The following is a 21,380-nucleotide window of genomic DNA, read 5'->3' on the forward strand; positions in this document are numbered from 1 at the left end:
ACGGCGCTCTGTTACCCCATAAACCTGTGCCGCTTTCTTCACGGTGAAAAATCCGGAACTCACACGGATTATGAGCCATTTGATCTCATCATTCGTCTTTACCATGCCATTCGAAGGCACGGACTGACGAAATAATATCTGGACTCCACAGCTATTTAATTAATGGAAAAGTTTTTATAGGTATACGTCCCTAGTCACTTCTAGTGACACACCATGGTCTTGAGTATAGTGGAACGGATAAAGGGGTTCTTGTTCACTCCTTCGGAAACCTTCGACGCCTCGAGGGAAGATACCCTTGGCGACGCGCTCACGTATTTTGTCATCATTTTGGTGATCTATGCAGTGCTTTCCGCGATCATAGCTGCAGTAGCAATCTCGCTGCTCTCGGGAATGTTAGGAATGTTCGGTGTACCGGCGATGCCTTTTGGCGCGGCAATGGGGCCGACGCTGGCAGTAGGCGTTTTTATCGGCTTACTCGTTGGTGGCATAGTAGGCGTCTTCATTGGCGGCCTCTGGCTCCACCTATGGGTCTATCTCGTGGGTGGCAGAAACGGCCTCGTACAGACGATAAAGGCGGTAATTTACGGAGATACGCCGAGCCTGCTCCTGGGATGGATTCCAATCATAAACGTCATCACAATGATATGGTGCTCATCGTAGGGATAATCGGCGTACGACAACTTCACGGGCTCTCTACCGGTAAAGCTGCTCTCGCGGTGATCCTTGCAATACTGATACCCGCAGTCATCGTCGTAATACTCTTTGCTGCACTGGGGCCAACGATGCCAGGACCGAGCTATCCAGGACCCGTAGGACCAGGATTTGGGGGATTTTAATCCCCTCATTATTTTTTGGTGTTCGGCTTTTCGCTGCTTATTTGAACGGTAAACGCATCGAATACGTTATCGTCGACTTGAAGAGCCCATCACTCTCCCTTTCGTTCTCTGCTAGCTTCATTCCAGCCATTCGGTACGTGGTGCTCGTCGGCTCGCTCGCGAGTAATCAATCGTCAGCCACACTTTGCTTTAATGGTGCATCCAAGTCGTGCGGTGCTAGTGGTCAGTGCTCGCAGTGGGCAGGGGGTTCGTAAAATGTCCTTTGCACCGCCATCAACTGCAAATCAAGAAATACAACGACTTAAGCAGATGTTTACGTATATATAACTATTTGAATACCAAATGTCATTTGAAAACAGAATCAATACAACTTTATGAAGCAGAGATATACTAAACCATATCACAGCTATAGAACAAGAAGGGATGAAAGATGGGGGCATTATTACGTATTCAGGGGCTTTGTAAGCGATATGAGCTATCAAACATAGGAAAGGAGTTAGTAGCGCTCGATAACGTGTCGTTCGAGATGGAGAAGGGCGAGACTCTGGGGATAATAGGGCGGAGCGGCGCAGGTAAGACAACGTTGCTTCGTATGCTTCGTGGCTACGAGCTATTTGACGATGGTGTTATCGAGCTCGATGGTGTGAGCGTAACGCGAGACTCACCCTATGCAGATTTCCGAATGCTTCGCGAGAAGACCGCGTTTCATCTTCAGCGCTCGTTCTCGCTTTATAGTAGTTCCGTAATTGACAATGTAATAAGACGACTGAGAGCGAAACAGGTAGGTTATGAAGAGCTCCCGGAGTTTGAGGACGAATACGAGGAGTTGAAAGAGGAGGCGTTTAAAATCCTTGATCTCGTGGGACTGCGAGACAAATGGAATCATCTCTTCCCGATCTTGAGTGGTGGAGACAAGCAGCGGGTTTTGCTCGCCCGTCAGCTTGCGAAAGAGCCCGCATTATTACTGCTTGACGAGCCCGGCACGATGTCCGACCCAATCACACGGAAATATCTGCTTGAGAGTTTGAAACGGGTGAAAGAGCGAACGGATTTGAGCATGTTGCTCGTCTCGCATATGCCGGACGTGCACAGAACTCTTTGCGATCGCGTGCTCATGATGGAGAAGGGACGAATCGTAGAGGGTGGAGATACGGAAAGTATAATCGAGAAGTTCTTAGCGCCGCTTGAGCCGGTAAAACCGCTAGCTCCGATAAAAGATGAGAAGCACACGATGGTCTGGATCGACGGTGCCTGGAAGAAATACGATCTCATCACCTCCAGCACATTGATGCGAACGATTGAGATGCAAGATATTAATATCAAGATTCCGAAGGGCGACATACTGGGAGTAATAGGTCCTTCTGCAATGGGTAAGACCGTATTGATGCGGTTACTGGGCGGCTTCGAGAAGCCGGATAATGGCCATATTCTGATAAGGATCGGGACGGTGGACTTTGCTAATATCGCGGAATACGGTGAACGGTCGATAGAGGCGCGGAGCAAATTGGGCATTATTCATCAGGAGTTCGCATTACCACCGTACCAGCTCGTTCAGGACCTCTTTGCGCAGAAGATAGGGCTGAAGAAGTTCGAGCTGGTAAAGCAGGCGATGGAGAAGGCGAAGGAATACGGGATAAGTGACGTCACACTTGACGTGCTGTTACGACTCGCGGACATGCCAGAGGACGAGGCGAAGGGCAGATTAAACGAGTTAGGGCTTGATCTGGATATATTGGATGCGTTGTTCCCGCGGTTACCATTGGAAGAGACGTTAAAAGCGGCCAAGCCGTACCTTAAAGCGGTGAACTTGCCTGAGGACATATTAATGCGGTTCGTTTCGGAAATGAGCATGGGAGAAGAGATAAGACTAGCAATTGCCGCTCTTTTAGCTTCTAACTGTGAGATTCTGCTCTTAGATGAGCCTTTTGGCGACATTGACCCGATTTCACTGCGTATTGTAACGAATGCGCTGAAGGAGTTGAATCGCGAGTTCGACACGACCATACTGGTGGTGAGTCATCAGCTTGACATCATCAGAGAGCTGGCACACGAAGCGATCTTGATAGACGAGGGAAACTTGGTGATGCGCGGCGATGCCGATACGGTCTGTGACACATTCATGGATCTAAAGTATAAAGAGCTGGAATGAGTCTAGTCTGTCTTTCTAAAGAATTTATTAAGCAAGTAAGAAAGAAGAAGAAAGAGAGAAGAGTAAAGGAGAAGGGCAAGGTTACGTACGCTCCGCTGGTGTAGTTCGGCCAAGCATTTGGGCCTCTCGAGCCCACGACCGGGGTTCAAATCCCCGGCGGAGCATATCTCTTCTGGCGATCTCCTGGATAATTTAAAGATTCGTTATCTAATAGAACAGAAGTGGAAAAAGCTGGTTAAGTTCTATTGGAAATGTTTACACGTTGCATTTCCATTATACTAACTAGTGGGTGAGAGGGATGACGGAGCTCGATTTTACCGTTCTCAAAGAAGATACAACGAGCAGGGCCCGTGTGGGCGTGCTGAAGACACGGCGTGGCTGCATCGAAACGCCGTACTTCGTGCCCGTCGCCACGCTGGCCTCAGTGCGCGCTCTGGGCTCCGATGACTTAGCTGCCCTGAACGTCCAGTGCGTTTTGGCCAACGCGTATTACCTCCATCTCAAACCGGGCGACGAGGTCATCAAGAAGCTGGGCGGCTTGCATGAGTTTATGGCCTTCAATCGGCCCATATTCTCAGATTCTGCGGGGTTCCAGGCGTTCTCGCTGGGATTTGGGCGCGAGCACAACATAGCCAAGATCGGCAGTATCTTTCCGGAGGGTCGAGAGGTCAAGGAAAAGAGGGAGAACCTGACGAAGATAACAGACGAGGGCATCCATTTCAAGTCCCCGTTCCAGGGCATCTGGCGATTTCTGGACGCCAAGACCTCGATGCAGATCCAGTCAAACCTCGGCTCGGACATCATCATGGCTTTCGACGAATGCACCTCGCCCCTTTCTGATTACGAGTATACGCGGACGGCGATGGAGCGGACCCACGACTGGGCTACGCTTTCGTTGCAATACCACGACACGAAGCAGGCCATCTACGGTATCATCCAGGGCGGCTGGTTTGAGGATTTACGGCACGAAAGCACCGAGTTCATCACATTGCTCCCTTTCGATGGCATTGCAATCGGCGGCTCACTGGGCAACTGCAAGAGCGACATGCACCAGGTTCTGGAGTGGGTGGTTCCCGATCTGGACGAGCGGCCCCGACACCTATTAGGAATCGGCGAGATCGATGACGTCTTCGAGTGTGTGGAGCGCGGGATCGACACCTTCGACTGCGTTGCGCCCACGAGACTTGCGCGACGGGGTAACGTGCTCATATCGCCCGAATCGGGCGGTACGCAGGAGAACAAGTTCAAGATAGGCATCAAGTCACCGCAGTACGCAGAGGACGAGCAGCCGATCGACCCGGGGTGTGAATGCCCCACCTGCCAGCGATACTCACGGGCCTATCTGCGGCATTTGTACACGGTCAATGAACTCGCGTATTTCCGGCTGGCGTCGGTGCACAACCTTCATTTCATGCTCCAGCTCATGGAGCAGATCCGGGCGTCCATCAGTAACGGCACCTTTAGCAGGTTAAAAAGCAAATGGCTGAAAAGAAGTTAACGTGGAAAGCGGTAACCAGAAAAATGCGAGAACGGGAGCCGCTGTTACAATTAGACAAGACGCAGGCGATCATCATACTCTGCGGGTTCTACCTGTTCTTCTCCTTTGCCGGCAACGTCGCGGCCACGAAGGTCACCTATTTCGGCCCGCTCGTGATGGATGCGGGGTTCATCTATGCCCTTACGTTCACCTGGCGAGACCTGATCCACAAGCAGCTCGGCACGAAGGCTGCCATCACCACCATATGGGTGGCTGCGGCGATCAATCTCATTGCCGCGCTCTATTTCCAGCTCGTTGTGATACTGCCCGCAGAGCCCAGTTGGGCCGAAGCCGGCGGGCAAGCAGCCTGGCAGTTCCTCTTCGGCATCATCGACACCGCAGAAGGTGGTGCCTGGTGGCAGGCTTTATTCTCGCTCCAGCTCAGGATCGTGCTCGGCTCTATCATCACCATGGTCATCGCCGAGCTCATCGACACGTACGTCTATCACCTATGGACCACGGGCATCGGCAGGAATCGGCCGCAGTGGAGCAGGGTCTTCGTCTCCAATTCCATCTCCATTCCCGTTGACAGCATACTCTTCCCTCTGATCGCCTTCTCGGGCATCATCAGCACAACGGCCATGACTGAGATGTTCTATACCAATATCACGGTCAAAGCGATTGTAACGCTGCTGGCCTTCTGGACGATCTACCTCGTACCGGAGAAGCCGATTTATCGGGAGGATGAGTGACTCGAAAGATAAGAAGGTCCATTTCGTTTTTTCTTAGTGTAGATTGCCAAATCCAGAATAAAATACTTTATTAAGAAATAACTCATAATATGGTAATATTTTTTACATAAAAAGCAAAATTTGAAGCATCCGACGGAGAGAGAAAAGTTTGCATTTTAAAGCATGCAGGAGTAATTCCAGAATTTTGACCTCATTGCTAGCAGTTCAATCTAATACATGTAATTATGCTAATTCTTTTCTGAAAAAATAGAAAAGCTTATATATTAGGAATTTTGTAATCGTTTATGCGATGAAAAATCTAAAAAACCTCATGCTAGTATTTATTGTCCTTACCGTTATTGCAGCGCTTATTCCAACAACTTTGGCGATCTATGTTTCTGAGCGGGGAATCTTGGAGGGGATGTGCGAAGGGGATGAAGTTGTAAAGTTTCAAATTGATGTTACAGGTGTACCAAGGCCTTACGGTGTAAAAGTTATGACCGATCTGAGAAATCCATTGCTACTGCCTGAAAATTTGGAAAGCGAGAGTTATAACGCCGAGGGTAACTCCCTTTTTATAAATCCGCCAGCTACGGAGTTTAGCGTTACAATCTCTGGCACGACTCCTCCTTCCTACTACAGGGAGCCCTTCGGGACTCGTAACTTGATAAAACTAAATAATGAAGAATATTTGTATTACCATGTCTTTATAATTGACGATGAGGGAATAACACAAGAAGATTTCGAGAAACCAAAAAGAGTTTTCAAGCTTGAAAAACCGGAATTTTATAGAGAAGGTGAAACAAAGATTGAGTCAATAGAAAATGAACAATTAAAGGCAATTGCATTATCCCTACTCGAGGAGGGTCTTTTCACTGATGCTTTAAATTTAACTGAAGTTCCAACAAACTTTCAACCATTAGAGTGGTATAAAACTTGGTGGTTGTGGTTTATTATTGGATTAGCTATTGGAGTATTAATGTTTTATTGTATTTTAAAAGTGACAAAAACTGAAGAAGACGAGGAGGGATTATAAAAAAATGTATCCTGATGAAGTTATAGGATTGGGCGGCACAGGGAAAACTCTGGTGAAAGAACTTTTAAAAAGCGAATGGTTTGTGGAAGACGTAATAAGCAAATGGGAGGAGAATATACAGCAAGGTGGTAGATTTGGAGGAACAAAGATAAGATTTATTGATAGTGATACCAGTCAGATGCCTAGTGATAGGAAAGAATTGGAAGAAATTAAAAAAACCATAAACGAAGTAGGTAAAAAAGTGCTTGAGAGAAAAGATGATTATGCTGTAAAGGTTTTCAATCTAAACGAAAATGCATATGTAAATTTGGCACCAGGAATGTCCACTCAGCTTTTGGATCCAAAATTTGAAGCGGCAGTTTTAAAAAATGAAAAACTCAAAACAGAAGTTTGGTGGGTTGATGATGAAGACCATGGGCTCAAAAACTTTGCTAAAACGGTAGATCCCAACTTCGATAGTGCAAGTTTTGCTAATGGTGTTGTGAGGAAGAGATTCCTTGCGAAATCTCTTATATATTATTATCTAGCTACGAAAGAAGCAAGGCATCTAGAATTAATGGGGACGGGTCGGCACATTGCGATTGTAACCGCCTTTGGAGGTGGAACTGGAAGTGGTATATTTCTTGACTTAGCAAAGTGGTTGAAGAACTCTATACCTAACTGTGCTGTAACATTATTTGCTGTATTACCAACAGGAGAAGAAAGAGGTTCTGAGGCGGTAAATGCTTATGCTGCTCTGAGTGAGTTAGAACAGGAAAAAGAGGATTATATTGACTTGGCAATACTCCTACCGTTAGACCTCTCTGGATATAAAGGTGGAGACATAAGAATTCACCCAGGACTCAAAAGTTTCTCAGAAAATTTCCCATACAATTTTTGTGGAATATACGATCGTGTCTTTACAGATGATGAATCCTTGGGTCAAGGTCACATAGAGTTCTCAAAAATACCTTTTAAAAAATTCGTCGTTTCTTCCGCATATAGCGTAAGATATGCTGCAGACAAGTTGAGAGATAAAGACTTCAAGGTGTCAGAAACTTTAAAAACTTTAAAGGAATATTGTGATACTGAGGAGAAACTTAGAGGAAAAATTGATAAGGTAATTAAGAGGTTTGAATTGCAGACTTCAAGAACTGAAGAGAAAGGAGAACTAAGCAGTGAAAGACTTAAAGAATTTAAAGATTGCTTTTATGAAGGTGACTTTCCTGAATTACTGCGTTCAACAAACTATGGTATTGTAAATAAGATGAAGCAATTCATTATCGAAGAAAAGTTATGGGAAGATGAACTATCAAGGTTGAGAGCTAGTGTACTTAGCATACTCGAAGAAGAGTTGCCCATAAAAGATAAAGACCTTTTAAATATTGCTAAAAAATGGCTTAAGAATATAGATAACTTCACAGAACAAGCTTTGGCAATTGAATCCATTCCAGATTTGCCAATAAGGGATATATTCATTAAAGTTGTTAAATCGATTCCTATAGGGGCGGATAAAATGAAATTAGAGGATAGCATAAAGACGCTTAAAGTAAATCTTACGAAAATAGAAAGTGAACTAAATGAGATTGAAGGTAAAATACAAAATTTGGAGAAAATTAAGTTTATAAAGGACTTTTTAGAAAAGTGTAAAGAAAGAAAAGAAATCCTGTTTAATATGGATGCGCGAGAAAACGAAGACAGATGGAAAAAGGAGATAAATCCTGAAGAAGCAATAATTAGACTTAGAGAATGGGGGGCATCTAGATTAGAGGAGGACATGAAAGGTCTATCGGAGTATTATAGATTATTGGCTACTGAAAATTATTACAATAAAGAGAAAAGAATTTTGAAAGTCATAAAAAGGAAGAGAAAACCAAAACTCGCAGAAAAGGCAAATGTACGTAAAGAGGACTTTGCGAGAAGACTAAAATATTTTAGGAAAGACACAGAAACGGATGATATCGAGTTAAGGGAGAACTTATTTGAAATATTTGCTTCACAAGAAATGGGGGCTATGAACGTTGAAAAAAATCTTGATTTATTAAAAAAGAGAAAGGGCGACCTGATAACGCAAAAGGAATCTAACGAAAAGTTGCAATCTCTTTCTACTGAGATATGGGACTTACTTGAACCTTCGGAGAAAGTTTATTCCCTACGGCAAAAAACGCATAATAAGATGGAAGATGTAATCAAAATTTCAGAAGGGGCGAGAAGAGGCGAGTTTGTGCTAGAGCTTATGCCTAAAGATTCAGGGATTATAAAAAACTTAACAGAAAGCTCAGACATCACGCTATTTAATGAATTTGAAGGCAGTAGAGATTTTGATGAAATCCAAAGGGCACTAACAGATTCATTCAGGGAATTGGTAACGCCTGGAACGAGGGAAGAGAATAAGTTCATGTGTGTCAAGGGGACAGTAACAGGAGAAATTAATGGAAGAAAGCGCAGTGTTGGTCCCAACTTTTTGAAGATTATTACGCTTTCTCGTAACGAAAATTTGCGACCAGATCTAAACTACGAAAGTATTCGGGATATTTACAGCGTGCCGGCTACTAACATCTCCGAAATACCTTTAAGACAGGGAGGGAATTGGGATACATCGTTCGTTACAGCGATTATGTTTCTTCCTCTAGAAATGCTTATAAATGTGAGTCGTTACTACGATGCGTACGTTGATAAGCTGAACCGTGAAGGTTATATAGGTATACTCAAGCATCACTCAGCGAATCTAGAGAGAGGGAAATTTTTTGTTAGAGAGAGATGCCTTACTGATACTGAGGTCATAGAACTTTCTGATATGCCGGAAGATGCACAAAGAGAGAAATTAGATGGTTTATACAAAGAAATTAGTTTAGGTAATCTAGTAGAAGGGAGTTCAAGAGGACTCTAATAATGAAGTTCACGAAAAGGGATCTGGTACGAGCGATCGTGCTGGGGCTTCTCGGGGGTCTCTCTATTTTATTTTTCTCCATATTCCATAGCAAATATGGATATATTCCATATCTAAATGTGGATAAATTAAATTATTTGACTCCTATTTTAGGTTTTATAATTGGCTTGAGCGTGGGGAATTATGAAAGTGATGAAATTAGGTTAAGGATGTTCGGAGTCTTTATATTGGCCATTTCAGTGTTTGCATTAGTGAAGTGGTATCCTTTTTTTTCTGGTTATTTACTTGAATTAGGACTAGGTTTGTTTTTAGGTCTTGTAACATCTTTCTACGCTATTTACGTACACAATTATATTTTAGTAAAAATATCGAATGGTTTGGTAATGTGTGTCATATCAGTTGAGTATATATTGTATTTGTTAGTTCTTATAGACGGCAGAGTTCTTGATATTGAGGGGATTATTTGTGGTTTTTCCTCTCTTTTGATATTTCCAATTGTAGGCTACTTAGTTTTAAAAGGTAAAAGGAGTAAATTATAATTATGGGGACAACAGCGCTTCTGGGAAGGAGAAGTGCAGGAAAAACAACATTTACTTGCATGTGTTATTCGGTTGCAGATACGCTCCCTTGGTCCACTACATTTCAACCTGAAATAACAGATGAAACGGACATCCTAAAGATTTTAGACGATTTTATTAGCGAAAAATTATTGCCTCCAGAAACGCCTAGACGAATTTGGAATCTTACATCGATACCAGTAGTGAGTCGACTGTATGATGAAGAAATTCTTTATGTAGATTGTGCTGGAGATATACAAATGGAAGCACTTAAAGAAATTTATGACAACATTGAGAAAAAGGGGAGAAAAGGTTCTTTGAAATTAATTTTATCAAATATTTCTGCGAGAGAAAAAAATGAGGAGTTGAATGATTTTGTAGATTCCTTTATACTTAAAAAGTCGTTTTCCAGAAGTCAAGCTAAAGAATTGGGAAAAATTAAGGCTGATATTAAAGTAAAAGTAAAAATTGCTTTCGTAAAATCTATTTTTGACGCTAATCGGTTAATCGTATTAGTTGATGGGTCTGAATTAAGAAATTGGCAAGAAGGAGGAACAGAAGGCTTGTATGAGAGTCTTAATATTTTTACCAAAATTATTGAAGAGATAAAATTTTCGAAAGTTGCCGTAGTCATTAGTAAAGGGCATCTTTTTGGAGTAAATAAAGACAATTACAAAAGTAGGCTAGAATTTATTGAAAGAGAGTATCTTAAGAAGTATCCGGGGACAAAATCCTTGATCAACGCTAGATTTAATAGAATAAAGGTTTTTTGCGTTGGAGTCCCCTCAGCAGGCTATAAATGCGAGATATGTAAGCGCTTTTATCCGAGAGAGTCGTACTACATAGAAAGGCCATGGTGCTGTGACATCCCCACTCGGGAAACTTATACAGATATAAACGAGATATTTGGTGTGGAACAAATCATGAATTGGCTTTGAAATGATTTCTAAAATGACTACATGAAAAACGGTTACCACTAAATGAGGATCGGAGGGATGTTAGATGTACACAAGGATGTGCATAAAGGGAATGGTCGCTACGCGAGGTGAATGGTAGGAGTTGAATGATGAAGAAGGATCATTTTCCGACGATAGGAAAAATCCGGACGATTTTGTAAAGGCCCTATCGGGGGGGGGGGTAAGATGGCGATCGAGGCAGCGGCCCGGCATCTGACGGAGTCGGTCTACAGGGTGTTAACGAAATGGGAAGCTTATAAAGAGGTTGATAAGGATGAAAATAAGATAGGAAGAGCCGCATCTTTCTCCTTATCCCCGCGAGGACCAGTAAAAATAGTTGAAGCAAATATGAAAACGACGATTAACCATGTGCTGCGGAAGGAACGTAAAGATGAATGTCGACCCGAGAAGTTGATGTATGGAGAAGGGATGAGTGAATATCGGGTTTAATATAATGCAGCCAAAAAGTAAAATATGGACGGGGGGTGCTTTTCAGAGATGCAAATCGAGAAATCATTTTCTAGAAATCATGAACTAGATGTTGGGAATACTGAGGCATCTAATGGAAGTAAGGTAAAAAAGTTGCAAATTGTACTTTCCGAGGGGGCACATGTATTAAACCCTGAGGGTTATATCGAAAGAGGTAGAAGAGGAATCGAACCAAATACAAAAGAGCTTTTAAGTTCCTTATTTGATACCTACGGTTGTTTTCTCATTTTTGATGGAAAACAAATACTTTTTGCCACTCCACTTAAGTGTTCAGAAAGAACGGGTGGTGGAGGTGTTAGACCCAGTTATAGAGTGGGTGTATTTAAGGGTTTATTTGGTGGTAACGAAAAAATTGAAAATTGGCTTACTAAAGCGGAATCCAAGATAAGGGAGGAAATAAATGATACAACAAACGGGTTCATTGAGTTTTTTGAAAGCGCAAATCTCGTATTTAACTTACCAAATATCTCCAAAAGCGATAGCGATATAGGATATACACTTATGAATGTGGTCTTTAAGAATAAAAATATCAAAACTAGAATAAGTGGACTTTTAGCAGCTAATATTTTAATGCTTGAAAAGCATCCATTCTCTTTTTATATTTCTAATAGCGACGAAAACGTAGAAAAATGGAATTTTGATGTAATTATATCGAAAAATTGTGTAAAAAAAGAAGATAAATACTCCAATATATATGATTTTATCATAAAAAATTTCCGATTTTATACACAAGGACATCTGGAAGAAATAATTGAAATTGCTCTTGAACGAGTAGATTTCTATCCGCCAGAATACATTTCTTTTCTCTGGAAAATAGAGCGTATGGATATAATAAAGGAACTCATATCTCAAAAAAAAGTCTCAAAAAATCAACTTAATCAGTTCAACATAGAGCAGAAGTTAGAGTTGATAGAAGAGCATTTTGAGCCCTTTATTGCGGTAGAAAACATAAAAACCATGCTATTGAGGAACGGGCGGCCTTCAATATCTCCACCTGCTTTGAAAGAACCAATTATTAGAGACATTGTTTTAGAAAAAGATAGAATAATGCTCCAAAAAATTCCCCCATCTAAAATCTCGGAGACTTTAAGAAAGTATGGCTATGAAATAAAAAAATCTAAAGAAGCGGCTGTTCTTCTCAGAGGATATTTGGAACGAAGGGTTGAGAGTGAAAGTCTAAAAGATTTTGATGAGGAAGGGGGAGTGGACCTATTATCTAAACTTTTAAAATTGGATTTATTAAATGAGAATACACGAGAGAAAATCATCAATAAAATAGATAGTAAAAACGATTTGAAAATATTATGTAAAAAGGAAGCTATTTGGAATAAGTGGGAAGGAAAAATTAAGAAAAGATGGAAGGAAATACCTGAAGAGGTAGAAGAAGAGGTATATGAATTGTAAATAATTAAACGTATATTTTGTTTGAATTAAATAAAAAATATACAACAATTTCTGCTTAAGCTTTGACTAAATGTTCTTACTTTCTGTTTTGGTCTTAGTTCATTTGTTGTAGCGTATCTCTGTTTTGAAGCTGTAATTACTTTTTATTTGTTTCATTTGGTTTTGAAAAAGTAAAAAAATGAAGAATCAGAGTAGTGGAATGTTTTGACGATTTTTTGTTTATAGCGAATTTTAGATAAATGTGTTATTTATCGTGGGCTATCAGATTTGCTCTGCAAAATTCTGGGTAACCCCCAGCACCTCACCATTTTTCACTCTAACAGAGAAGGTCACGATCGTGCCTGCAGTTCCAAAAACTAGTAGATGTATTTAAATCCATAGCGATACTCTCTTTTTAACACAACATTTTGAGAAATCTATTCCTTCCCCAAAAACTCATCCAGCTTTCTATCCGCAGTTGTTTCTGTCAGCCCTCTGTGCTCGTAGCTCTTCTTGTCGTCGACGATGTGAATTACAGTGTGCCCGCGCTGTGTAAGCGCATCGGCGATAAACCGCCGGTGGCACCGGAAGAAGAGCAGCTCCGCGCACATCAATGCCACCCGCTTTGACGCGGCAAGCTCTTCCACGCACGCCAACCCTCGCTCGAATTCCGGCGATTCCATGTACTTGCGATAGCCGCCTTTCCGGTAGCCGCCGAGCCGTCCTACATGATAGTATTCAATACCGTGCTGCTCCAGGCATTCTTTGAGGCGATCGCGTGTGAAGTGCCGGTAGCGGGACGTCGGGAACCGTCTGACGTCCACGATAACCTCGATCTGGTACGCTCTGAGCACGTGCAAAAACTCCTTCATACTCCTCGTACTCGTCCCAACGGTCCAGAGTTTCACTTTCTCTGTGCCTCATGAATGTAGTGGTGATTCACAGCAAGCGGCTCGCCGCTTCGTAGGAAGACATGCGAGGGCGTTCATGAAGTTACGCTCTGCTATGCGCAAGCTGGCTAGCTAGATCGAGTGGTGTGGCGCCCTCGTTATGAACGCCAATGCCGCGGCCAGGATACACAATACCCCGCAGATGATGAATGCGACGTCATAGCTGCCCAGGATATCCTTCGCTTGACCTGCCACGATCGGGCCTAGAATACCTGCGACACCATAGCCTAAAAAGACCATGGCATAGTTGCCGCCATAGTTCTGTATACCAAAGAACTCCCGTGTTGCCGCAGGGAATAAGGCGAAATTACCACCGAACATTAACCCGATCCAGGCCGCGGCTAAGGTCAGCCCTTCCACCGTTGACCCGAGCCCCAGAAAAATGAGCGCGAACATCATGCCTGCCTGCAGGAAGAACATGACGCACATCGCTATCGTTCGTCCGATCTTGTCCGAAGCCCAGCCCCAGAAGATTCGACCTGCACCGTTGAATAACGCGAGGATACCAACTGCAGTGCCTGCCGCAGCAGCCGTGAGACCAGAATCAATACCGTACAATTTCAAGATGCCAATGGTCATAAGCCCTGCCGCTGCCGCGAAGATGAACATGGCAAGCAGCATCCAGAACTGTCGCGTTTTCATCATATCGGATCGCTGCCAGTCCTCCCGCACGGTAGCACTACTCGATTTCGAGGGTGGCGCCCAACCAGCTGGCTTCCAGCCAAGCGGCGGGTTTCTCAAAAGCAAAGCACCCACACCGCCGACCGCGAGGAAGACAACACCCCAGATCAGGAGTGTGCCACCAAGTCCATAGTTCTCAAGTAATTGGATGAGATCCACCGTTAATCCAGGCATGTCTATACCCTTTCCCGATAAAACTGATATGAAGAACGCACCCGCGCCAAAACCCGCGACCGCTATGCCCGTTGCCAGTCCGAGCTTGTCCGGGAACCACTTGCCAATAGCCGCAATCGGGCAGACATACCCTATACCGATTCCAGCTCCTGCAATGATCCCCAGCGATAGTACTACCCAGGGGAAATTGCCCGGATTGAAGCTCGCGAGTATGTACCCGAGTCCGAGGACGAGCGCGCCGGCGAGTGCTACCTTTCGAGGCCCGAGCCTATCCTGCCATTTACCGGCCACGACCATGACGAGTGCAAAGGTCGCGAGTGCTGCTGAGAAAACAATCTGCGTTTCGGTTACGCTCCACCCAAACCCGCCAAGCGCTACTTCCTTCTTCAGCTCGGCGGCGAACACACTCCAGGCGTAGACAGCACCGAGACACAATTGAAGCATGAGCGCTCCAACCAATATTATCCATCTGTTACCATTCTTATCGTCTGATCTCATAGTGAACACCTCAGAAAATGTTGGTTACCTACTATTATATAAATACCGCTTTTTCTCCGCACAGCACCTCTACTCAAAATCCGTGTGAAATCCAAGCCGAGCGTAGCGGCGGCAGATAGAGAACTCGATTATGCTGAGCTAAAAAGATCGCTTCGTTAAGCTCGTAAATAACCTGAAAGCGCCGCTGAAATCTCGCTCTTCTACCTAAATTAGCTTATTCAGCGGCCTATAGGCGAGCCCATGTGCCTCAGCTACTCTCTTGTTCGTTATCTGACCGTTATAAACGTTCACACCCTTAGCCAGCGCAGGATCGCTCTTCACCACCTCGATAAAGCCGAGATTGGCCAGGTCTAATGCGTAAGGCAAGGTCGCGTTCGTTAAGGCTATTGTTGAAGTGCGTGGTACTGCTCCCGGTATATTGGTAACACAATAGTGGATGACTCCCTCTTCGACGTAGACTGGGTCCTCATGGGTGGTTGGGCGAGCGGTCTCGAAGATGCCGCCTTGATCGATGTCGATATCCACGATCACGCTGCCTGGCTTCATAGTCCTGATCATCTCTCGACTCACCAGGATTGGAGCCCGTTCACCTGGGCTAAGCACCGCACCAACCACGACGTCTGCGTCCTGTAGAGCTTCTTCAAGACTATGCGAGCTTAACGTAACCGTAGTGAGGCTTCCTGCATGTGCGGTTCCCAGCGTCTCGACGAGATGGCGCAGCCTCGTGATACCGCGGTTGATAACGGTCACATTGGCGCCCATGCCGAGTGCGACCAGCGTAGCATTCCAGCCAACCGTGCCAGCGCCGATGATCACCACATTGCCCGGACTAACGCCCGGGACGCCGCTGATCAAAATCCCTCGCCCGCCGTGCTTCTTCTCGAGATAGTGCGCGGCGATCTGCATTGCCATCCTGCCCGAAACCTCGCTCATCGGCTCGAGCAGTGGAAGCGCCCCATCCGGCAACTGAACCGTCTCGTACGCAAGAGCAGTTACTCCTTTGTCCATGAGCGCGCGTGTGAGCTTCTCTAACCCTGGGCTGGCGAGATGAAGGTAGGTAAAAAGCAACAAATCAGCATGCAAAAAGTTAAACTCGGGCTCGATGGGCTCCTTTATCTTGATCACCAGCTCGGCACTCCATGCATCGGCCGCATTCGGTACCAGCTCCGCCCCGGCAGCTTGATACTCCCCGTCACGGAAGCCACTGCCGTTCCCAGCGCCGTTCTCAACCAGGACCCTGTGCCCTGCCTCAACCAGCATATCCACACCTGACGGAGTGGCTGCCACCCGATTCTCTCCTATTTTGGTCTCCTTCGGTATTCCAATGATCATAGCAATACAACCAATATGGCGAAGGCTCGTGAGCTTTTAAAACTTGCGATTTCAAAAAATGTGTAAACCGTTCTGATTCTCGATCGCGAAAGGTGGCCGCGACTCTGGAGCGCCAGCTCATACGCTTCCGTTGCTATCCTCTGACATATTTCCCCTAACTTTAAGTGAAACGTCCAACCCAAAATCGTAGCTAAGCGCTTCGTTTTTGCCGCCCGAAAATCTTTTCTACCGTCTCTATCGTATCGATCTCATCGACCGAGAGGTCCCAGCGTATCCGCTTGATGCGCGGGAATCGGAGCGCGTAGCCTATCTCATATAACGAGCTCTTCTGTATCTCGTCGAATTTCAACTCGACCACAACCTTCGGCTCGACTGTAAACGTCCGGCCCTGCTGCTCGCGTGCAATCCCCTTGAAGTACGCTGTCATATCTTCGATCTCCGCATCTTTTAAGCCTCCAAAAGCCTTCGCGATCGGCGTGAGAGTCCCATCGCGGTCCCGTGTGGCAAAGGTGTAATCCGAGAGCTGATGTGCGCGCTTACCGTGACCGTATTCGACCGCAACAACGACCAGATCCAGCGTCTCCGCCTCTGGTTTCAGCTTCAACCATTCGTTACCTCGTTTCCCCGGCGTATATCGTGAGTCGGGATTCTTTATCATCAGTCCCTCAAAGCCTTTATCAAGCGCTTCCTGGAACATGATCCGCGCTTCTGCGCTGCTCTTTGTCAGCATGCAGGTCGCAATTTCTATGCGTTCGGTCGGCGGAATAACTGTCTTCAAAAGCGTGCGCCGCTCTAGTAACGGCGTATCAATCAGCGCTTCACCGTCGAGATACAGCAGGTCAAAGACGTACAGCTTCACCGGGATCTTCCGTGCAAACTCGTCAACGCGATATTTCCGCCTGAGCCGCTTTATCAGTTCCTGGAACGCTTTCGGCGAGTGCTCGAACGGAATAATCTCGCAGTCCACGATGAACGAATGCGGAATCTTCCTGATCTCCGCTACAATCTCAGGAAGCGAGGCACTCACCTCGTCGGCCTCCCTCGTGAAGATATTCACCACCTCGTGGTTCTTGTGAATGCTGAGCCGTGCGCCATCGTATTTGTATTCGAAGAGCGCTTTATCGAAGCGCTTGAAGCATTCTTCCAGATTGTCCGCAGTTTCCGCGAGCATCGGTCGTAAGGGTCGGCCGAGTACAATTGAAAGTTCCTTTAAGGTCTCCGGCTGCTCTTTTGCGAGCTGTGCTACCTCGCCGATATCCGATCGAACCATGTACGCCTTTCGGAGCGTTTCCACATCTACTGAAAATGTCTGTGCGATCGCTTCCTCCAATAAGCCCTGCTTGAAGCCGTAACGCATCTCACCGGTGATGGTCTTCACGATGAACTTCGCCTCCTCAGGCGAGCTCTGATTCAGTAACCCCCTCAAAATTGCTCGCTTACGACGCGAGGAATCCTTACCGCTGAGCATGGCGATCTTAGCCAGCGCGTTGTAGCAGTCCTCAACCGTGAGCGGCTCCGTAACTAACGCTACTGAAATCTTCGGGTTCTCCTTGAAGATCAATTCAACTGCGGAGCCGAGATCGCCGAACAGGTTGTAAGCGGCTTTTAAATCCTCCTCGGATACGTGGGTCACCGATCGAATCGCATCCCAGATGCTCGACCACCCGAGCCTGAGTTCCTGCGCCGAATAATCCGGGAATAGCCGGCCCCGGAGCATGTAACAGACGTGGGGTAACAGCTCTGAAGGAGTCTTTTCCAATAACCCTGCAACAAGCGCGATCTTCTCCAGATTCTTCGGCGTGCCCCGAACCGCTTCATAGACCGCTGTAAGTTCGCTGAGCAGCATGATGTAATTAGATAAACATGCAGCCCACACAAAAAGATTCGGGATGACCGACGCCTATTTTAATCACACACGATCCGTTCTTTCTTCAGAGATGTATGTACAGATTTACGTACGGAGGTCAGCGTATCTATCCCTCACAGCGGTCGAGTTCTTTTATAGGGTAAACGACGCTTTTTCTCTTTTTGACGGCGGAGATCTCGTAACCAGGAACTCCCGGAGAAGCTGGAGAATGATTGGCGCTTTCGCATGAACATGGTATGGCGGAATTTTCTCAAAATCTCCTCTAACCGCTTCTTCAGGTCTCCCATCGAAATTCCCGCCTCATCTTCGCTTTCATCAACATCCTGATAGAGCTCTTTCATCCGTATATAGAGGTCCCTCAACTCCTTGTCGTCCACGTAGTAACTCGCAAGATCGCTCAGTTCTTCAGATACTTCTTTCATCTTCTGCTTGCAGTGCTTGATGTTGTTCCCCGCAAAGATCCCTTCGCACTCGCTAAAAGATCGTTCAAGCCTGTCGAGCGTCCACCCACTTGCTAACGTGCGCGTCCCCGGATAGAACCGTTTTATATACTCGGGCTTTCGTGTTAAGATGTTTCTCAGAGTTACAATACCAATGAGCACGCCATTTTCAACCACCGGCAGCCGTTTAATATTGCTCTTTGCTACGAGATCACACGCTTCCTCTACCGATGCATCCGACTCTATAGTGGTCAATGGGAACGACATGATCTCTTTGGCCGTTACCTCACTCGCCTTCCTATCCTTTAAGAGAACATGTAATGCGATGTTACGTTCGGTAATGATACCTGTGGGACTGCCCTCCCTCGTTATAACGACGCTCCCTATGTTTAACTCTTTCATATCCCTCGCTATTTTAATGACGGGTGCGTCTTCATCTTCGGTGACGATCGGGCGGGTCATTATCTCGCGGACTTTCATTTTCGCTTAATAACCACTTATTTTATATATCTCCAGCATTTATATTTTTTGACATACTACGAAGAGAGGAGAAAGGTATGGCTTCAAAGATAAACTACCGGTTTGCATTTATGCTTTGCGTATTTTTGCTACTCACGGGTGTAAGTGTCGGACTTGCAACGGCCCAAGAAGAAGCAGCGGCGGGGGGGATTACAGATAAGTCTTGGATAGCACTGGCGTCGGGTATCGCAATGGGTGCCTCGGCGTTAGGTGCGGGATATGCGGTAGCGGCTACCGGTGTAGCGGCTGCCGGAGCGACGGCGGAAAAACCCGAAATATCTGGGCGGGTACTGATCTTCGTCGCTCTAGCGGAAGCAATTGCGATCTACGGGCTTTTGATTGCGTTCATGCTCTGGACAAAGCTATAAGCCACAGCACAGAGCGCTCAATGCAACACGCAGACTGCGGAGCTAAATGCAAATAAATCGATCGGGAATTTGGTATTAACTAGCTTAGGCGAGTACAACTACTGCGTGCGTGCGAGTGCGCAGTAGGAGAGTGTGCGCTATCCGCAAAACGATTCGGCGGTGAGATTAAGGGTAGGAGATTCACGGATGATGAATGAAAGAGGCGCCAAGCCAAAACTACCCTTTCTTCTTGATCGTTTCTAAAGCGTCTTCCATCGCTTCTTGAACCGTGAGCCGGCGGGAAGGACGCGCTTTTTCATCCTTTAAGGCGCGAACGAGTGGCCCTACCGCTCTTCCATCCCCAATCTTTCCAAGGGCTTCTGCTGCTCCCGCACGAACTTTACTAGCGCCGTCCTCCAGATGCGGAATGAGGATTGTTACTGCCGGTTCTCCTAATCTCGCCAATTCTTTCCAGTCTCTCCGCGCAATTAAGTAAAGAATCCGTTCGGTATCGTCGCTGGGTTTCCAGCCGAGTTTGTTAAGCGTCACTGCTGCTCCCTTTCGAACATCACTATCCTTATCCCGCAAAGCCTGAATAAGCGGTTCGATCGCTCTTGCATCTCCGATCGTACCAAGAGCTTCCGCTGCTTTCTTTCGAACAAAGCTATCTTTGTCCTTCAAAGCCTGGATGAGCGACTCCACTGCTGCTTCGCCCAGAGTACCAAGAGCCACTGCTGCTTCGTATCGAACGTCGCTCTCCTCATCCTTCAGAGCCTGAATGAGCGGCTCTACTGCTCTTTTATCGCCTATAGCACCAAGAGCTCTTGCGGCTCCCCAACGGACATCCTCGCTTCCATCAATCAATGCCTGAATGAGCAATTCTACCGCGTTTGCATCTCTGATCTTACCAAGAGCATCTGCTGCGCTTCTATTAACATCCCGGTACTCATCCTTCAGAGCCTGAACGAGCAGCTCTACTGCTCTTTTATCGCCTATAGCACCAAGAGCTTCTGCTGCGCGCTTCCGAACCTCGCTCTCGTTATCCCGCAGAGCATGAATAAGGGGCTCTACTGCTGGCTCGCCTAATCTCGCCAACCTTTTCCAGTCTCTCTTTGCGAGTAAGTACTGAACTCGTTCGGTATCATCTGCGGGCTGCCAGTTTAGTTTCTCGAGTGCTTCTGCTGCGCTCGTTCGGACCACGACGTCTTCGTCACTCAGAACCTGGACGAGAGACGCGAACGCTCGTTTATTTGGTATCCGCCCAAGAGCTTCTGCTGCGCTCGCTCGAACCTTCTTGTCGTCATCCTCCAAAGCCAGAATGAGCGGTTCAATCGCCGGTTCGCCGATCGTGCAAAGTGTTTTTTCTGCTGCTCTATTAACATTCCAATATTCGTCATGCAAAGCCAGAATGAGCGGTTCAACCGCTCTCGCATCTCCAATCGTACCAAGAGCATCTGCTGCGCTCGTTCGAACTTCCCAGTCGTCATCCTCCAAAGCCCGAATGAGGGGTTCTACTGCTGTTTCGCCCACGGTCGTTAATTCGTTCCAGTCTCTCTTTGCAAGTAAGTACTGGACTCGTTCGGTATCATTCCCGGGCTGCCAGCCAAGTTTGTCGAGCGCCGCTGCCGCGCCCATTCGAATATCGCTATCGTTAGCTTCCAGAGCCTGGACGAGGTGTTCTTCCGCTGGTTTTCCTATACTTGTAAGAGCTTCCACTACGCTCGTTCGAACGTCGCGCTCTTCGTCCTTCAGAGCCTGGACGAGGTGTTCTGCGGCATTTGCACTTTTTATCTTTCCAAGAGCCTCTGCTGCTTCATATCGGACTTCGCTCTCTTCATCCTTTAGAGCCTGAACGAGGGACGTTCCCGCACTTTTATCCCTTAAAGCGCCAAGAGCTCGTGCTGCGCACATCCGAACTCGTGGATCCTTCGCGGATTCCAACGCGTTGATTAAGCCCTTAACATCCCCCTTCTCCTTCATCTCTTCCACATTTGCCACGTTCAGCTTGACCAAATAAAATAGCCCCATATTCCTATACCCCCTATCTATGCTATGCGATCATTACGCAGAACTTCAGTCCATCCCAACG

General features: G+C 46.1%; 18 protein-coding genes and 1 tRNA gene. 13 read left to right on the forward strand and 6 right to left on the reverse strand.

Going from position 1 to position 21,380, the window contains the following annotated elements:
- Positions 1 to 213 precede the first annotated feature (213 nt).
- From JW878_07655 to JW878_07710, 12 genes are all read left to right on the forward strand, one after another.
- Complete coding sequence (locus tag JW878_07655) at positions 214 to 660, forward strand: YIP1 family protein (protein ID MBN1762931.1); 447 nt, start codon at positions 214 to 216, stop codon at positions 658 to 660.
- Complete coding sequence (locus JW878_07660; protein ID MBN1762932.1) at positions 645 to 836, forward strand: hypothetical protein; 192 nt, start codon at positions 645 to 647, stop codon at positions 834 to 836. Before JW878_07655 ends, JW878_07660 begins: the two co-directional genes overlap by 16 nt.
- A gap of 430 nt (positions 837 to 1,266) precedes the next feature.
- Entirely contained in the window at positions 1,267 to 2,985 is a 1,719-nt protein-coding gene (locus tag JW878_07665; GenBank protein MBN1762933.1) for an ABC transporter ATP-binding protein, read from the forward strand.
- A gap of 89 nt (positions 2,986 to 3,074) precedes the next feature.
- Positions 3,075 to 3,149: transfer RNA gene (locus JW878_07670), tRNA-Glu, on the forward strand.
- 134 nt (positions 3,150 to 3,283) lie between these two features.
- Positions 3,284 to 4,483 (forward strand): tRNA guanosine(34) transglycosylase Tgt, encoded by a 1,200-nt coding sequence (gene tgt / locus JW878_07675; protein ID MBN1762934.1) that lies wholly within the window; start codon positions 3,284 to 3,286, stop codon positions 4,481 to 4,483.
- Positions 4,465 to 5,214, forward strand: coding sequence for a VUT family protein (locus JW878_07680; GenBank protein ID MBN1762935.1), 750 nt, complete (start codon positions 4,465 to 4,467; stop codon positions 5,212 to 5,214). Before tgt ends, JW878_07680 begins: the two co-directional genes overlap by 19 nt.
- Positions 5,215 to 5,503: 289 nt before the next feature.
- On the forward strand, positions 5,504 to 6,229 hold the full coding sequence (locus tag JW878_07685) for a hypothetical protein (GenBank protein ID MBN1762936.1): 726 nt from the start codon (positions 5,504 to 5,506) through the stop codon (positions 6,227 to 6,229).
- Between the two features lie 4 nt (positions 6,230 to 6,233).
- Positions 6,234 to 9,098: a hypothetical protein gene (locus JW878_07690; GenBank protein MBN1762937.1), complete on the forward strand. Its 2,865-nt coding sequence runs from the start codon at positions 6,234 to 6,236 to the stop codon at positions 9,096 to 9,098.
- Positions 9,099 to 9,100: 2 nt separating this feature from the next.
- Entirely contained in the window at positions 9,101 to 9,637 is a 537-nt protein-coding gene (locus tag JW878_07695; GenBank protein ID MBN1762938.1) for a hypothetical protein, read from the forward strand.
- Positions 9,638 to 9,639: 2 nt separating this feature from the next.
- Positions 9,640 to 10,593: a hypothetical protein gene (locus JW878_07700; GenBank protein ID MBN1762939.1), complete on the forward strand. Its 954-nt coding sequence runs from the start codon at positions 9,640 to 9,642 to the stop codon at positions 10,591 to 10,593.
- A gap of 204 nt (positions 10,594 to 10,797) precedes the next feature.
- Complete coding sequence (locus JW878_07705) at positions 10,798 to 11,061, forward strand: hypothetical protein (GenBank protein ID MBN1762940.1); 264 nt, start codon at positions 10,798 to 10,800, stop codon at positions 11,059 to 11,061.
- 48 nt (positions 11,062 to 11,109) lie between these two features.
- Positions 11,110 to 12,504 (forward strand): hypothetical protein, encoded by a 1,395-nt coding sequence (locus JW878_07710; GenBank protein MBN1762941.1) that lies wholly within the window; start codon positions 11,110 to 11,112, stop codon positions 12,502 to 12,504.
- Between the two features lie 416 nt (positions 12,505 to 12,920).
- Here the strand turns inward: JW878_07710 and JW878_07715 are convergent, their stop codons facing one another.
- The 5 genes from JW878_07715 to JW878_07735 form a co-directional block, all read right to left on the reverse strand.
- Positions 12,921 to 13,355, reverse strand: coding sequence for a DUF488 domain-containing protein (locus tag JW878_07715; protein ID MBN1762942.1), 435 nt, complete (start codon positions 13,353 to 13,355; stop codon positions 12,921 to 12,923).
- 150 nt (positions 13,356 to 13,505) lie between these two features.
- A complete protein-coding gene (locus tag JW878_07720; protein MBN1762943.1) occupies positions 13,506 to 14,786 on the reverse strand; it encodes an OFA family MFS transporter in 1,281 nt (426 codons plus the stop codon).
- Between the two features lie 204 nt (positions 14,787 to 14,990).
- Positions 14,991 to 16,118 carry an alanine dehydrogenase gene (gene ald, locus JW878_07725; GenBank protein ID MBN1762944.1) on the reverse strand — a complete coding sequence of 376 codons (1,128 nt, stop codon included), beginning with the start codon at positions 16,116 to 16,118 and terminating at the stop codon, positions 14,991 to 14,993.
- Between the two features lie 190 nt (positions 16,119 to 16,308).
- Positions 16,309 to 17,964, reverse strand: coding sequence for an ATP-dependent DNA ligase (locus tag JW878_07730; GenBank protein ID MBN1762945.1), 1,656 nt, complete (start codon positions 17,962 to 17,964; stop codon positions 16,309 to 16,311).
- Between the two features lie 134 nt (positions 17,965 to 18,098).
- Positions 18,099 to 18,905 (reverse strand): CBS domain-containing protein, encoded by an 807-nt coding sequence (locus JW878_07735; GenBank protein ID MBN1762946.1) that lies wholly within the window; start codon positions 18,903 to 18,905, stop codon positions 18,099 to 18,101.
- 110 nt (positions 18,906 to 19,015) lie between these two features.
- Between JW878_07735 and JW878_07740 the strand changes: the two genes are divergently transcribed.
- Positions 19,016 to 19,312, forward strand: a complete 297-nt coding sequence (locus tag JW878_07740; GenBank protein ID MBN1762947.1) for a F0F1 ATP synthase subunit C — start codon at positions 19,016 to 19,018, stop codon at positions 19,310 to 19,312.
- Between the two features lie 216 nt (positions 19,313 to 19,528).
- On the opposite strand, the gene JW878_07745 is transcribed toward JW878_07740, so the two are convergent.
- On the reverse strand, positions 19,529 to 21,319 hold the full coding sequence (locus JW878_07745; protein MBN1762948.1) for a HEAT repeat domain-containing protein: 1,791 nt from the start codon (positions 21,317 to 21,319) through the stop codon (positions 19,529 to 19,531).
- Positions 21,320 to 21,380: the final 61 nt, after the last annotated feature.

Source organism: Methanomicrobia archaeon, from assembly GCA_016930255.1.
Taxonomy (GTDB): domain Archaea; phylum Halobacteriota; class Syntropharchaeia; order Alkanophagales; family Methanospirareceae; genus JACGMN01.

What these genes read in the sequence shown, in the direction of transcription:
- JW878_07740 (MBN1762947.1), top strand. Translation starts at nt 19,016, where the DNA reads ATGCTTTGCGTATTTTTGCTACTCACGGGTGTAAGTGTCGGACTTGCA.
- JW878_07720 (MBN1762943.1), bottom strand. Translation starts at nt 14,786, where the DNA reads ATGAGATCAGACGATAAGAATGGTAACAGATGGATAATATTGGTTGGA.
- JW878_07705 (MBN1762940.1), top strand. Translation starts at nt 10,798, where the DNA reads ATGGCGATCGAGGCAGCGGCCCGGCATCTGACGGAGTCGGTCTACAGG.
- JW878_07710 (MBN1762941.1), top strand. Translation starts at nt 11,110, where the DNA reads ATGCAAATCGAGAAATCATTTTCTAGAAATCATGAACTAGATGTTGGG.
- JW878_07730 (MBN1762945.1), bottom strand. Translation starts at nt 17,964, where the DNA reads ATGCTGCTCAGCGAACTTACAGCGGTCTATGAAGCGGTTCGGGGCACG.
- JW878_07660 (MBN1762932.1), top strand. Translation starts at nt 645, where the DNA reads ATGGTGCTCATCGTAGGGATAATCGGCGTACGACAACTTCACGGGCTC.
- JW878_07700 (MBN1762939.1), top strand. Translation starts at nt 9,640, where the DNA reads ATGGGGACAACAGCGCTTCTGGGAAGGAGAAGTGCAGGAAAAACAACA.
- JW878_07665 (MBN1762933.1), top strand. Translation starts at nt 1,267, where the DNA reads ATGGGGGCATTATTACGTATTCAGGGGCTTTGTAAGCGATATGAGCTA.
- JW878_07690 (MBN1762937.1), top strand. Translation starts at nt 6,234, where the DNA reads ATGTATCCTGATGAAGTTATAGGATTGGGCGGCACAGGGAAAACTCTG.
- JW878_07685 (MBN1762936.1), top strand. Translation starts at nt 5,504, where the DNA reads ATGAAAAATCTAAAAAACCTCATGCTAGTATTTATTGTCCTTACCGTT.
- JW878_07680 (MBN1762935.1), top strand. Translation starts at nt 4,465, where the DNA reads ATGGCTGAAAAGAAGTTAACGTGGAAAGCGGTAACCAGAAAAATGCGA.
- JW878_07735 (MBN1762946.1), bottom strand. Translation starts at nt 18,905, where the DNA reads ATGAAAGTCCGCGAGATAATGACCCGCCCGATCGTCACCGAAGATGAA.
- tgt (MBN1762934.1), top strand. Translation starts at nt 3,284, where the DNA reads ATGACGGAGCTCGATTTTACCGTTCTCAAAGAAGATACAACGAGCAGG.
- JW878_07695 (MBN1762938.1), top strand. Translation starts at nt 9,101, where the DNA reads ATGAAGTTCACGAAAAGGGATCTGGTACGAGCGATCGTGCTGGGGCTT.
- ald (MBN1762944.1), bottom strand. Translation starts at nt 16,118, where the DNA reads ATGATCATTGGAATACCGAAGGAGACCAAAATAGGAGAGAATCGGGTG.
- JW878_07655 (MBN1762931.1), top strand. Translation starts at nt 214, where the DNA reads ATGGTCTTGAGTATAGTGGAACGGATAAAGGGGTTCTTGTTCACTCCT.
- JW878_07745 (MBN1762948.1), bottom strand. Translation starts at nt 21,319, where the DNA reads ATGGGGCTATTTTATTTGGTCAAGCTGAACGTGGCAAATGTGGAAGAG.
- JW878_07715 (MBN1762942.1), bottom strand. Translation starts at nt 13,355, where the DNA reads ATGAAGGAGTTTTTGCACGTGCTCAGAGCGTACCAGATCGAGGTTATC.